This is a genomic window from Tenacibaculum soleae (assembly GCF_030549005.1).
Lineage (GTDB): Bacteria > Bacteroidota > Bacteroidia > Flavobacteriales > Flavobacteriaceae > Polaribacter > Polaribacter soleae.
On sequence record NZ_JAUOSW010000004.1, the window covers coordinates 225,534 to 238,736 of the forward strand.

At 29.8% G+C, this 13,203-nt stretch carries 14 protein-coding genes; 13 read left to right on the top strand and 1 reads right to left on the bottom strand.

Annotated elements, in window-relative coordinates:
• Window positions 1–32: 32 nt before the first annotated feature.
• Window positions 33–314, top strand: coding sequence for a rhodanese-like domain-containing protein (locus Q4586_RS07520; protein ID WP_271406244.1), 282 nt, complete (start codon window positions 33–35; stop codon window positions 312–314).
• Between the two features lie 6 nt (window positions 315–320).
• Here Q4586_RS07520 and Q4586_RS07525 read toward each other — a convergent pair whose 3' ends face one another.
• Complete coding sequence (locus tag Q4586_RS07525; RefSeq protein ID WP_303527959.1) at window positions 321–1,277, bottom strand: GSCFA domain-containing protein; 957 nt, start codon at window positions 1,275–1,277, stop codon at window positions 321–323.
• A gap of 100 nt (window positions 1,278–1,377) precedes the next feature.
• On the opposite strand from Q4586_RS07525, the gene Q4586_RS07530 reads away from it, so the two are divergent.
• The 12 genes from Q4586_RS07530 to Q4586_RS07585 all read left to right on the top strand — a co-directional run bounded on the left by Q4586_RS07530 (window position 1,378) and on the right by Q4586_RS07585 (window position 13,199).
• Window positions 1,378–2,271, top strand: coding sequence for a MerR family transcriptional regulator (locus tag Q4586_RS07530; protein WP_303527963.1), 894 nt, complete (start codon window positions 1,378–1,380; stop codon window positions 2,269–2,271).
• A gap of 265 nt (window positions 2,272–2,536) precedes the next feature.
• Complete coding sequence (locus Q4586_RS07535; protein ID WP_303527965.1) at window positions 2,537–4,774, top strand: fasciclin domain-containing protein; 2,238 nt, start codon at window positions 2,537–2,539, stop codon at window positions 4,772–4,774.
• A 65-nt stretch (window positions 4,775–4,839) separates the two neighbouring features.
• Complete coding sequence (gene crtID, locus Q4586_RS07540; protein WP_303527968.1) at window positions 4,840–6,306, top strand: bifunctional phytoene desaturase/3,4-desaturase; 1,467 nt, start codon at window positions 4,840–4,842, stop codon at window positions 6,304–6,306.
• Between the two features lie 2 nt (window positions 6,307–6,308).
• A complete protein-coding gene (locus Q4586_RS07545) occupies window positions 6,309–7,154 on the top strand; it encodes a phytoene/squalene synthase family protein (RefSeq protein ID WP_303527971.1) in 846 nt (281 codons plus the stop codon).
• Window positions 7,154–7,597, top strand: coding sequence for a hypothetical protein (locus Q4586_RS07550; protein WP_303527973.1), 444 nt, complete (start codon window positions 7,154–7,156; stop codon window positions 7,595–7,597). Before Q4586_RS07545 ends, Q4586_RS07550 begins: the two co-directional genes overlap by 1 nt.
• A complete protein-coding gene (locus Q4586_RS07555; protein WP_068702804.1) occupies window positions 7,594–8,049 on the top strand; it encodes a sterol desaturase family protein in 456 nt (151 codons plus the stop codon). Before Q4586_RS07550 ends, Q4586_RS07555 begins: the two co-directional genes overlap by 4 nt.
• The gene (locus Q4586_RS07560) at window positions 8,046–8,747 is read left to right on the top strand and encodes a lycopene cyclase domain-containing protein (RefSeq protein WP_303527975.1); all 702 of its coding nucleotides are present in this window, start codon (window positions 8,046–8,048) and stop codon (window positions 8,745–8,747) included. Before Q4586_RS07555 ends, Q4586_RS07560 begins: the two co-directional genes overlap by 4 nt.
• Window positions 8,734–9,207, top strand: coding sequence for a TspO/MBR family protein (locus Q4586_RS07565; RefSeq protein ID WP_303527977.1), 474 nt, complete (start codon window positions 8,734–8,736; stop codon window positions 9,205–9,207). The genes Q4586_RS07560 and Q4586_RS07565 overlap by 14 nt, the downstream gene beginning before the upstream one ends.
• 4 nt (window positions 9,208–9,211) lie before the next feature.
• Window positions 9,212–9,865, top strand: a complete 654-nt coding sequence (locus tag Q4586_RS07570) for a TetR family transcriptional regulator C-terminal domain-containing protein (protein WP_068702808.1) — start codon at window positions 9,212–9,214, stop codon at window positions 9,863–9,865.
• Window positions 9,862–11,172 carry an ABC1 kinase family protein gene (locus Q4586_RS07575; protein WP_068702810.1) on the top strand — a complete coding sequence of 437 codons (1,311 nt, stop codon included), beginning with the start codon at window positions 9,862–9,864 and terminating at the stop codon, window positions 11,170–11,172. The genes Q4586_RS07570 and Q4586_RS07575 overlap by 4 nt, the downstream gene beginning before the upstream one ends.
• Entirely contained in the window at window positions 11,172–11,783 is a 612-nt protein-coding gene (locus tag Q4586_RS07580) for a flavin reductase family protein (protein ID WP_068702812.1), read from the top strand. Before Q4586_RS07575 ends, Q4586_RS07580 begins: the two co-directional genes overlap by 1 nt.
• A complete protein-coding gene (locus Q4586_RS07585; RefSeq protein ID WP_068702814.1) occupies window positions 11,784–13,199 on the top strand; it encodes an SDR family oxidoreductase in 1,416 nt (471 codons plus the stop codon). It begins immediately after the preceding gene.
• Window positions 13,200–13,203: the final 4 nt, after the last annotated feature.

The window sequence follows — 13,203 nt, forward strand, 5'->3', positions numbered from 1 at the left end:
TGGGGTTATTTAATTTATTTAGAAAGAAAAAAATGACAAACGAAATACAAGAATATTTAGCTAAAGATGCAGTAGTGTTAGATGTACGTACTTTAGAAGAATGGAATGAAGGACATAGTGAAGGAGCAAAACATATCGTTTTAACAGTAGTGCCTTTAAATGTAGAAGAAATTAAATCGTGGAATAAACCAGTAATTGCTGTTTGTAGAAGCGGTGGTAGAAGTGGACAAGCAATGCAGTTTTTACAGGGGCATGGAATTGATGTAATTAACGGTGGTCCTTGGCAAAACGTAGATCAGTACCTTACAAAATAATAAAATTTAAAATTTCATAAAAGGAAATGCTTTAACAAGTGTTTCCTTTTTTTGTTCAATATTTTTTAAGAATTTTAAATGTGCTTCAGAAGTAGGGTTAAAAGAACGATGCGTAATTCCCTTTTGAATAGTATTTACTTTTTCCATAGTTTGTTGAGTTTCTTGAGAAAACCAAACCTCGGTATATTTTTTCCAAATATAATTAATAGCAGTTTGGTTTGGATGAATCATATCTTCTGCGTAAAAACGATAATCGCGCAATTCATCCATCATAATTTCATAAGCAGGAAAGTATGTGATTTTGTTGCTTTGTGTAAAGGAGGTAATTTCATGAATTGCAGATAATAAATGAGATTTACTACGCTTATTTTCGATAAAACCATCTTTTATGTGGCGAACTGGAGAAACAGTAAAAGTAATTATAGCATTATTATTGATTGATTTAACTAAGGTTGTTATCGCTTCTAAACTTTCATAAACTTTATCAACGGGTAAAATTTCTTTTAAAAATTGTTTCTGCGGTATTTTATGACAATTAGCTACAATGTTATCTGATGAAATTCCTCTATAAACCCAAGAAGTACCTAGTGTAATAATAATATGCGACGCTTCGTTTAATTGCTGATATGTTTGTTGTATCGCATTGTTTAAATTACTTAATAATTCGTTTTTATTAGAAGAACTTAAACTAGAATGTGCATCAAAACAATGCCAACGTTCGTTATGAAAAAAGATATCTTCCTCACTATATTTTTTTTGATTTATAGCATTTGTAATTAGTTTTTCAATGGCTTTTGGATGAAATAAAATTCCGAAAGGATTTTGATTCGATTGAAATTTATAATACGCTAATTTATTGCCGATATTTTCAGAAAAACAAGATCCTAGTAATAGTAGCTTTGAGTTATAATCAATTTGGTCATGTTGCTGTTTTTTTAAAGGAATTTGTGTTTGAAAAATCATACTAAAAGTAAAATAAAGTTTTTTCAAAAATAATTAGATTCTATTAATTAGATAATTTTTATTAAAGTTTATATATTTGTTGAATAAAAAAACAAAAAAATTGAACAATATAAAAAGTGTATTTACGATAAAGGATCTCGAAAATATTTCAGGTATAAAAGCTCATACTATTCGTATTTGGGAAAAACGCTATAATTTATTACAACCACAAAGGACAGATACTAATATTAGGTACTACTCTTCATCTAGTTTGCAAAAATTGTTAAATATAGTGTTGCTAAATACTAATAATATAAAGATTTCTAAAATAGCGTTAATGTCTGATGAACAAATTATTGTTAATGCGAGAGAAATAGCTTTTAAAAAAGCAGTTAATGATGAGGCGATAAATGCTTTTAAATTAGCAATGTTTCAGTTTGATAAAGTCTTGTTTAATAAAACATATAATAAACTATTACATCAAAAAACATTTCGAGAAATTTTTAAAAATATTTTTATGCCTTTTTTGAATCACATAGGTCTTTTATGGCAAACAAGTACTTTAATGCCTGCTCATGAGCATTTTATATCTAATTTGATTTCTCAGAAAATCCAAATAAATATTGAAAACTTGGCATATACTATAACAGATTCAGCCAAAACTTACGTGTTGTTTTTACCTGAAAATGAAATTCATGAATTAGGATTATTGTATTTAAATTATGAGTTAGTTTTAAGGGGGTTTAATACGGTGTATTTAGGGCAAAGTTTGCCAATTAATAATTTAAATTATTTTTTTGAAAGCGACGCTAAAATATGTTTTGTAACATCTTTAACTGTTATGCCTCAGGCAGATAAAGTGTCCGATTATTTTAAAAAATTGGATGAAGCATTAAAGGATACTCAACATGAATTAATTGCCATTGGTAAAAAGGTTTTAGAGGTTGAAAATGATTCATTTGTCTCAGATATAAAAACTTATGAATCAGTGATTGATTTGCTTAAAGTGATGTAATTTTTTTTTGTTTTTTAAAAAATGTTTAACTTTTATTTGTTTTTTGTTAAACAAAACTTGTTATATTTGTACACGGTTTGGTATTAATGGATACAAAGTTAATTTCTTGATTGTTTTTGAATTTATTTTCTAACAATCATTTTTTTTGATCAAACATCAAACTGTTTATCTTTTTAGATAAAACAATAAACAAAAAGTGTTTGCGGTAGCTGAAAAGCAAACTATAAAAAACTAAAGAGTAAGCATTAATTTAATTTTTAAAATTATGAAATTCAAAAGTTTATCAGTCTTGTTTCTAAGCCTTTTTGTAGGTTTAACAACGTTTACATCGTGTGATGACGATAATGATTCTATACCGAAAAGAGAGAGTATTGTTGAGATAGCGTCAAAAAATACAGATTTAAGTATTTTAGTAGCAGCTCTGCAAAAAGCAGATCTAGTTTCAGCAATAGATACCGATGGTCCTTTTACCGTTTTTGCACCGACAAATGAGGCATTTCAAGGGTTATTAGATTCAAATAATTCATGGAATTCGTTAGAAGATATTCCAGATGCTACATTAAAAGCAGTGCTTTTATACCATGTGGTTTCAGCGCAAGCACTTTCAACTGACTTATCAAACAATCAAGAAATAACAACTTTAAATGGGGCTAATATTACAATAGATTTATCTTCAGGTGTTATGATTAATACTGGTTCAGGTCAGTCAGTATCAGTAGTTCAAGCTGATGTGTTAGCAGATAACGGTGTTGTACATGTAGTTGATGAAGTAATGTTGCCAAATCAATTATTCATGAGTATTGTAGAGATAGCATCTGCTAACAATAGCTTTTCAACATTAGTTGCGGCTTTGCAAAGAGCAGATTTAGTTTCAATATTGCAAGGTGATGGTCCATTTACTGTTTTTGCACCAACGAATGATGCTTTTCAGAAGCTTTTAGATTCTAATAACTCTTGGAATTCATTAGAAGATATTCCAGTAGAAACTTTAAAATCAGTGTTGTTGTATCATGTAGTAGGCGCACAAGCTTTTTCTGGTGATTTATCAAATGGACAGGAAATAACAACAGTAGAAACAAGTGTTGTAACTGTTGATTTAAGCAACGGAGTAAAATTAACTACAGCAGCAGGGCAATCAGTAGCTGTTACAACAGCAGATATTCAAGCTTCTAATGGTGTTATACATATAATTGATGATGTGATGTTAATGTCACCTTTATTTGATAGTATTGTGGAAATAGCATCAGGAAATGATAACTTTACAACATTAGTTGCGGCTCTGCAAAAAGCAGATTTAGTATCAGCTTTACAAGCAGATGGGCCTTTTACAGTATTTGCACCAACAAATGATGCTTTTCAAGCATTGTTAGATTCTAAACCAGAATGGAACTCATTAGACGATATTCCAGTAGAAACATTAAAGTCAGTTTTATTGTATCATGTGGTAGGAGCTGAAGCTTTTTCAAGTGATTTGTCAGATGGACAAGAAATATCAACTTTAGCAGATGTTAATGTAACTATTGATTTATCAAACGGAGTAGAATTAATTACAGAAGCAGGCCAGTCAGTAGCTGTTACAACTGCAGATTTACAAGCAACAAATGGAGTTGTTCATGTTGTAGATGCTGTTATGTTACCAATGGTAATTCAAGATATTACAGAGTTAGCAATTACAAATTCAAATTTGTCAACACTTGTAGCTGCTTTACAAAAAGCAGATTTAGTATCGGCTTTACAAGCAGATGGGCCTTTTACAGTATTTGCGCCAACAAATGATGCTTTTCAAGCTTTATTAGATTCGAATAGCTCTTGGAATTCATTAGATGATATTCCTGTTGAAACTTTGAAATCAGTATTGTTATATCATGTTTTAGGGAGTAAAGTAATGTCTAGTGATTTATCAGATACTTATGTAAATACGTTGGCAACCGGACCAGATACTAAAAACTTATCACTTCAAGTAGAGGTAACTGGAGGGGTTGAGTTTAACGGAGACGCTAAGCCTGTAGCAATAGATATAATGGCAACAAATGGTGTTGTTCATGTGATTGATAAAGTAATGCTACCAGCTGATATTGTAACTGTTGCGTTAAATAATGCAGGTTTTTCAACTTTAGTTGCAGCTTTAACAGATGACAGACATACAACAGATTTTGTTGCTTTATTACGCGCCGATGGTCCATACACAGTATTTGCACCAACAAATGATGCTTTTCAAGCTTTGTTAGATTCAAATGATACTTGGAATGGTTTGGGAGATATTCCTATAGCAACTTTAGATGCAGTGTTAAGGTATCATGTTTTCGCTGGTGGTAATGTGCAATCATCACAATTAACGGATGACCAAGAGATAACTATGTTTGATGGAAACATGCTAACAGTAGATCTTTCTAGTGGTGCTAAGTTAGATACTGCGTCAGGGCAATCGGTAATGATTTCTGTAGTAGATGTACAAGGAACTAACGGGGTTATCCATGCAGTAGATACTGTTTTACTACCATAAAAAATAAAAAAAACACAAGTGTAATATTGCTTGTGTTTTTTTACTATATTTAAAAAACTTCAAAATTGAAAAAAAAAGTATATATAATAGGTTCGGGTTTTTCTTCTTTATCAGCTTCATGTTATCTTGCAAAAGCAGGGTTTGATGTAGTTGTATTAGAAAAAAATAATACAATTGGAGGTCGAGCTAGACAGTTAAAAAAAGAAGGTTTTACTTTTGATATTGGGCCTACTTGGTATTGGATGCCAGATGTTTTTGAGAAATTTTTTGCTGATTTTGGAAAAAAGCCTTCAGATTATTATAAATTAGAAAAATTAACACCTGCTTATCAAGTATATTTTGATAAACAAGATTCAGTAACAGTTCCTAGTACCTTAGAAGAAATTTATCAAATATTCGAAACTGAAGAAAAAGGTAGTTCAAAGCATTTAAAGTCTTTTTTAAAATCAGCAAAGTATAATTATGATGTTTCAATAAATGATTTAGTTTATAAACCAGGAGTTTCACCTTTAGAATTAGTAACTCCTGTAACTATTGGTAAAATAACACAGTTTTTTTCAAGTATAAGAACGCAAGTCAGAAAAAAAATTAAAAGTAAAAGATTAATTCAAATTTTAGAATTTCCGGTTTTATTTTTAGGTGCAAAACCGAGTAATACACCAGCTTTTTATAATTTTATGAATTGGGCTGATTTTGGATTAGGTACCTGGCATCCCAAAGGAGGTATGTATGAGGTTATTGATGCTATGGAAACTTTAGCAAAAAGTTTAGGTGTAGTATTTAAAACTAACGCAAACGTTCAGGAAATTGTAGTAAATGAAATAGGCGAGTCAATTGGTTTAATTGTAAATAATGAATTTGTAGACTCAGATATAGTTTTAAGTGGTGCAGATTATCATCACACTGAAACATTATTGCCAAAAGAATTTAGGCAGTATTCTGAATCGTATTGGGATAAAAAAATATTTGCACCTTCTTCATTGTTGTTTTATGTTGGCTTTGATAAAAAACTAGAAAACGTATGTCATCATACGTTGTTTTTTGATACAGATTTCGATGAGCATGCAAGAACAATTTATGATAATCCGAGTTGGCCAAAAAAACCATTGTTTTATGCTAGTTTCCCATCAATTACAGATGATTTTTTCGCGCCAAGCGGTAAAGAAGCTGCAACATTTTTAATTCCACTTGCACCAGGAATAGAAGACACACCTCAGATTAGAGAAAAATATTTTAATTTAATTATCGAAAGGTTAGAAAAGTTAACGGGTCAATCTGTAAAAGAACACTTAATTTTCAAAGAAAGTTTTTGTGTAAATGATTTTGTAAAAGATTATAATTCATACAAAGGTAACGCTTATGGGTTGGCAAATATCTTGACACAAACAGCCTTTTTACGACCAAAAATTAAGAGTAAAAAAGTAGATAATTTATTTTTTACAGGGCAGTTAACAGTGCCAGGACCAGGAGTGCCTCCGTCATTAATTTCAGGAAAAATTGCTTCAGATTTAATTATTAAAAACCACCATTAATTATGAAAAAACAACTGTTTGATGAAGTTTCTTATGCAAGTAGTAAGCTTGTGACAAAAAGTTATAGTACATCTTTTTCGTTGGCTACAAGAATGCTAGCACCAAGTATTAGAGGAGCAATTTATAATATTTATGGCTTTGTTCGGTTTGCTGATGAAATTGTAGACTCTTTTCATGAATTTGATAAAGCGACGCTATTATTAGCGTTTGAAAACGATTACTACTCAGCTAAAAAAAGTGGTATTAGTTTAAACCCTATTGTAAACTCTTTTATCCATACCGTTAATAAATATAATATACCAAATAGTATGGTTGAGGCTTTCTTAAAAAGCATGAAGGCAGATTTGTATAAGACAGAATATCAAACAGAAGATGAGTATAAGGACTATATTTATGGCTCAGCAGATGTTGTTGGTTTAATGTGTTTAAAGGTTTTTGTTAATGGAAATCAACAAAAATATGATGAGCTTAAAGATGCAGCACAGCGGTTAGGATCTGCGTTTCAAAAAGTGAATTTTTTACGTGATTTAAAAGATGATTTTGAAGAGTTAAATCGTTCATATTTTCCAAATGTGAATTTTGGTGATTTTGACCAGCAATCAAAAGAAGAAATTATAAAAGATATTGAAGCAGATTTTGAATATGCCTTTAAAAACGGAATTTTAAAATTACCTGTTGAAGCAAAGTTTGGTGTATATATGGCTTACCGATATTATAATAGATTGTTAAAAAAATTAAAAGCCGTACATCATACCGAAATTATGGAAACAAGAGTGCGTATTTCAAATTCAATGAAGCTAAATTTACTAGCCAGAAGTTATGTAAAGTATAAACTAAATTTAATTTAATGAATTTAAATTTTTTATTACTGTTATGTTTTTTTTTAGTTAATTATCAAGATGTCACCCCAGATTATGTTGTTAAATATCATAGTGTCTTATCTAAAAAAGATGAGTTGAGGTATATTGAAACATATCAAGAAAAAAAAAACATAAATATACAAGCATATGTAATTTCACTACAAATGAAACGAGCAAAGTATAAAACTTTTCCTTGGAGTAAATTAAGTATTTTTAACAAAGAAAAGAAGAGGTTAGATGAGTTGATTAAAACTCATCCTAACAATATCCATTTAAGATATGTTAGATTAGTTATACAAGAAAAAACTCCTAAAATTTTAGGATATAATAAAAAAATACAAGAAGATAAATCATTCTTAAAAATAATGCTTAAAAAGAAAGATAGCTCTGATTATTTAGATAAATTTATCATTAAAAATACTTCACTATGATTTTGTTTTACTACATGTTAATTACACTAGCTGTGTTTATAATAATGGAAGGAGTTACTTGGTGTACCCATAAATACATAATGCATGGCTTCGGTTGGTTTTTACACGAAGATCATCATCAGCCAGGATATCCACATGTTTTTGAAAAAAATGACGCCTTTTTTGTAGTATTTGCAACGCCCAGTATTATGCTTTTTTATTTTGGAATTAGACCGGAACTAAATTACATGTTTTTCATAGGGTTGGGTATCTTATTATATGGATTAGCCTATTTTTTAGTACATGATGTTTTAATTCATAGACGATTTAAATGGTTTAAAAACACCAATAATCAATACTTAAAAGGATTAAGAAAAGCACACAAAATTCACCATAAACATTTAGGTAAACCAGATGGTGAATGTTTCGGAATGTTATTTGTACCTTTTAAATATTTTAAAAAAAGACAATGAGTCAATATTTATATCTCATATTAACATTAGGTAGTTTAAGTATTCCGTTATTGTATAGTATAATTGAAAAAAAATTCCATTTTATTCAATACTTTAAACAAGCTTTTATAAGTATATTATTGGTTGCAATTCCTTTTTTAATTTGGGACGGATTGTTTACAAAATACGGAGTTTGGGGATTTAATTCAAATTATCATTTATCAATAGAAATTTTTAAAATGCCTATTGAAGAATGGTTGTTTTTCTTTTGTATTCCCTACGCTTGTTTGTTTACTCATGAAGTATTGAAATATTTAGTACCCAAATTCAAATTATCTAAAGGGGCGGCAATAATTATCAGTTTTTTATTGATTCTTACAGCATTAGTTTTATTGATTTTTAATTTCGGAAAACTATATACAACGATAAACTTTATACTCTTTTTAGTATTAATTTTTTACGGATTAAGATATCATTTAACAACATTACAAGAGTATTTTCCTAGTTTTTTAGTCATCTTAATTCCATTTTTAATCGTAAACGGAATTTTAACAGGAAGCTTTATAGATGAACCAGTTGTTTGGTATAACAATGCTGAGAATTTAAATTTTAGATTGTTTACAATTCCGTTTGAAGATGTTTTTTACGCATTTAGCATGTTGTTTTCAGCACAATTGATATTCAATTATTTAAAAATTAAAAAGTTTGAACAAAAATAAATATATACGGTTTTTATTATTTCTAGTAGTTAATTTTTTAGCATTAGGCATAGGAACATTGTTAATGGAAAATGGCCCTCAAAAAGATTGGTATCTTTCTTTAAATAAAGCACCATGGACACCCGAAGGTTGGGTTTTCGGAGCGGCTTGGACAACGATAATGTTATTGTTTTCATTTTATATGACCAAATTAAGTTTCGAGTATAAAATTTTAGATAAAAAATTACTTCTACTATATACAACTCAGTGGATTTTAAATGTAAGTTGGAATTACTTTTTTTTCAACCAGCAATTAACAATTGTTGCCCTAATTTCAATCACCTTATTATGGTTGTTAATCGGCTATTTTACGTTTGAACACTTAAAAAGATTAAAATTATTCACATTACTAATACTTCCGTACTTAATATGGATGACTATTGCAACAAGTTTAAACGCGTATATCGTATTTAATAATTAAGATTATGGCAAAAAAAAAGAATATTACCCAAGAGAAAATAGTAGAATGGTATATGAACTCAGTTTTAATATCAGGAAAACCATCTTCTATTTATTCATTTGCAGAAGATAATAATTTTGAAGAGTCAGAGTTTTACAAGCACTATTCAAGTTTTGAAAGTTTAGAAAAATCAATTTTCGCAATTTTTGCAAAAGAAACAATTCATTTATTGCATAAGACCGAAGCTTACAAAGAGTATTCATCAAAAGATAAATTACTAAGCTTCTATTATACTTTCTTTGAATTGTTAACAGCAAACAGATCTTACGTTTTGTTTCAGTTTAAAGATGTAAAATCAAACTTTTCAAAATTATCAATGTTAAAAAAATTACGAACAGAGTTTGTACATTTTGTAAGTGGTATTAGTTTAGAGAAAATAGATTTTAAGAATGATAAAGTAAACGAAATTCAAGATAAAACAATCTCAGAAGGTTATTGGATTCAGTTATTAATGGTGCTGAAATTTTGGATTGATGATGAGTCATCAAACTTTGAGAAAACGGATGTCTTTATAGAAAAATCGGTTAAAGCGAGTTTTGATATTCAGCAAATTGCACCTGTAAAGAGTGTAATAGATTTAGCAAAGTTTTTGTGGAAAGAAAAAGGAGCATCTGTATGAAAAGGCTAGACAAAATACCCACATCTAAAATAGAAAGAGCAACCAAATTAGTTACTACAGGAATTAAAGTAGGAGTAAACTATGCTAAATACTATGGAAATAAAATAACAAAAAGTGAAGAAGAAGCACGAAATCAATTAAATGAAGACAATGCAACTGATATTTACGACGGTTTAAAAGAATTGAAAGGATCGGCATTAAAAGTAGCGCAAATGCTAAGCATGGAAAAAAGCTTGTTGCCAAACGCTTATGTAGAAAAGTTTTCATTATCGCAATTTTCAGTTCCGCCTCTTTCTGGTCCTTTAGTTGTAAAAACATTTCAAAAATATTTTAAGAAAACACCTGAAGAGGTTTTTGATACGTTTACAGTAGCATCTGTAAATGCGGCAAGTATCGGTCAAGTGCATAGAGCTACAGTAAACAATAAAACATTGGCAGTTAAAATTCAATACCCAGGTGTTGCGAATAGTATCTCTACCGATTTAGCAATGGTAAAACCAATTGCAATGAAAATGTTTAATATAAAGGGTGAAGGTTCTGATGAGTATTTTAAAGAGGTTGAAAATAAATTATTAGAAGAAACTAATTATATACTAGAATTAGCTCAAAGTAATGAGATAGCAAATGCATGTAATAAGATACCAAACTTAAAATTTCCGAAGTATTACGAAGAATTCTCTTCTGATCGAATTTTAACGATGGATTGGATGGATGGCGTTCACCTTTCTGAGTTTACCCAAAAAGGATTGAATCAAGAAACGTCAAACAAGTTAGGACAAGCATTATGGGATTTTTACATGTACCAATTACATGTCTTAAAAAAAGTACATGCCGACCCTCATCCTGGTAATTTTTTGGTTTCACCAGAAAACGATCTAATTGTTATTGATTTTGGGTGTATGAAAGAGGTTCCTCAAAGTTTTTATGTACCATATTTCGAATTAGCAGTGCGAGATAATATCGATAATCCAGCTTTTTTTGAAAGCAAGTTATATGAATTAGAAATTTTAAGAAAGGATGATACTGAGGAAGAAATAATCTTTTTTAAAGAATTGTTTTATGAGATGCTATCTTTATTTACGCAGCCGTTTCAACAAGAAGAATTTGATTTTTCTGATGAAAATTTCTTCGGTAAAATAGCAGCGTTAGGCGAGAAATATTCTAAAAGTACAGAGTTGAAAAAAATGAATGGAAATAGAGGCTCAAAGCATTTTATTTACATTAACAGAACATTCTTTGGGCTGTATAATTTAATGCACGATTTAAAAGCTACAAATATTAAAATTAATAATTATAAAAATATATAATGCATTTATCTAGAGCGGCAATAGATGAGATGGGGCATCTATACAAAATTAATTTAATGAACAGTATTTCTGGTTATAAACCAGCAAACCTTATTGCTACGAAATCTGAAGATGGAGTAACAAATTTGGCAGTTTTTAGTTCAGTGGTTCATTATGGTTCTAGTCCTGCAATTTTAGGATTTGTATTACGTCCTACCACAGTAGTTCGTAACACATACGACAATATAAAAAAAACAGGTTTTTACACTATAAATGCAATTTGTGAAAGTATAATTGAAGATGCGCACCATACATCAGCGAAATATGAATCAGGAATATCAGAATTTGATAAAACTGATTTATCACCAGAATATAAAGATAATTTTCACGCTCCATACGTAACAGAGTCACCTTTGCAAATAGGAATGAAATTTCTAGAAGAATATCATATAAAAGCAAACGGAACTATTTTGGTTTTAGGAGAAGTAACCGATTTGTATTTTAAAGATTCAATGCTTTCAGAAGATGGTTTTTTAAATCTATCAAAAGAGAAAATTGCAGCAGTAAATGGTTTAGATACCTATATGGTTGCAGAGAAATATAAACGATTATCATATCAAAGACCAAAATAAATGAAAATTCTAATCACAGGAACCACAGGTTATATAGCTAAAAGATTGGTGTTAAAATTGCAAGAAGCAGGACATCAATTGGTGTGTTGTGTGCGTGATTTAAATCGAGTTCCTGATGAAATAGAATATAAAAAAAACATTGAGTTTATAAAAGTAGATTTTTTAAACACCGAGGATGTTGTTTTTCCTTCAGATATAGATGTTGCCTATTATTTAATACATTCAATGGCAACTGATGCTATTAATTTTGAGGATTTAGAACAACGTTGCGCTAAAAATTTTAAAAACTTAGTTGAAAAAACGAACTGTAAGCAAGTTGTATATTTAAGTGGTATTGTTAATGATAGTTCTTTATCTAAACACTTAGCTTCTCGTTTTCAGGTTGAGGAGAACTTGCAATCAAAAAAATACGCACTTACAACATTTAGAGCTGGTATTATTGTAGGTAGTGGTAGTGCATCTTTTGAAATTATTAGAGATATTGTAGAGAAATTACCATTAATGGTTACTCCAAAATGGTTAAATACTAAATCACAGCCAATTGCAATTAGAGATGTGTTAGCTTTTTTAGAACGTGCGGTTGGAAATAAAGAATTATACAATAAGTCTTTTGATATATGTGGCACAGAAATACTTACTTATAAGCAAATGCTTTTGCAGTTTGCAGAAGTAAGAGGTTTTAAAAGATACATTTTTACATTACCGTTGTTAACTCCAAAATTATCATCGTATTGGTTGTATTTCGTTACATCAACATCATTTAATTTGGCACAAGCATTAGTGGATAGTATGAAGGTTGAAGTAATTGCTAAAGCGAGTAATATTAATCAACTTTTAGATATAAAGCCTATTTGTTATAAAGAAGCAGTAAAATTAGCATTTCAAAGAATAGAACAAAACGCTGTTGTATCAAGTTGGAAAGATGCAATTAGTAGCGGTATTTTTAAAGACCAATTGTCTGATCATATTCAAATGCCACAGTATGGTTGTTTTAAAGACATTCGTTCTGTAAAAATCACAGACGAAGACCTTACAATAAGCAAAATTTGGTCTATCGGAGGTAAAAATGGATGGTATAGCTTTAATGGCTTGTGGAAAATAAGAGGGTATATAGATAAGATATTTGGAGGTGTAGGTTTACGAAGAGGGCGTAGGCATCCAACAGAATTAGAACCAGGAGATGCTTTAGACTTTTGGAGAGTATTGTTAGCTGATAAAAAAAGTAAAAGGTTGCTTCTTTTTGCAGAAATGAAACTTCCAGGTGAGGCTTGGTTAGAGTTTAAAATTGAAAATGATATTTTATACCAGAAAGCAGTGTTTAGACCTAAAGGTATACTTGGTAGAGTGTATTGGTATGCTGTACTTCCTTTTCATGGTTTAATTTTTAAAGAACTTATACGTTTTTTATCCAAATAATTTT

Bases quoted from the DNA above. Each gene is read 5' to 3' on its own strand.
- Q4586_RS07520 (WP_271406244.1), top strand. From the start codon at position 33: ATGACAAACGAAATACAAGAATATTTAGCTAAAGATGCAGTAGTGTTA.
- Q4586_RS07525 (WP_303527959.1), bottom strand. From the start codon at position 1,277: ATGATTTTTCAAACACAAATTCCTTTAAAAAAACAGCAACATGACCAA.
- Q4586_RS07535 (WP_303527965.1), top strand. From the start codon at position 2,537: ATGAAATTCAAAAGTTTATCAGTCTTGTTTCTAAGCCTTTTTGTAGGT.
- Q4586_RS07545 (WP_303527971.1), top strand. From the start codon at position 6,309: ATGAAAAAACAACTGTTTGATGAAGTTTCTTATGCAAGTAGTAAGCTT.
- Q4586_RS07550 (WP_303527973.1), top strand. From the start codon at position 7,154: ATGAATTTAAATTTTTTATTACTGTTATGTTTTTTTTTAGTTAATTAT.
- Q4586_RS07555 (WP_068702804.1), top strand. From the start codon at position 7,594: ATGATTTTGTTTTACTACATGTTAATTACACTAGCTGTGTTTATAATA.
- Q4586_RS07560 (WP_303527975.1), top strand. From the start codon at position 8,046: ATGAGTCAATATTTATATCTCATATTAACATTAGGTAGTTTAAGTATT.
- Q4586_RS07570 (WP_068702808.1), top strand. From the start codon at position 9,212: ATGGCAAAAAAAAAGAATATTACCCAAGAGAAAATAGTAGAATGGTAT.
- Q4586_RS07575 (WP_068702810.1), top strand. From the start codon at position 9,862: ATGAAAAGGCTAGACAAAATACCCACATCTAAAATAGAAAGAGCAACC.
- Q4586_RS07580 (WP_068702812.1), top strand. From the start codon at position 11,172: ATGCATTTATCTAGAGCGGCAATAGATGAGATGGGGCATCTATACAAA.
- Q4586_RS07585 (WP_068702814.1), top strand. From the start codon at position 11,784: ATGAAAATTCTAATCACAGGAACCACAGGTTATATAGCTAAAAGATTG.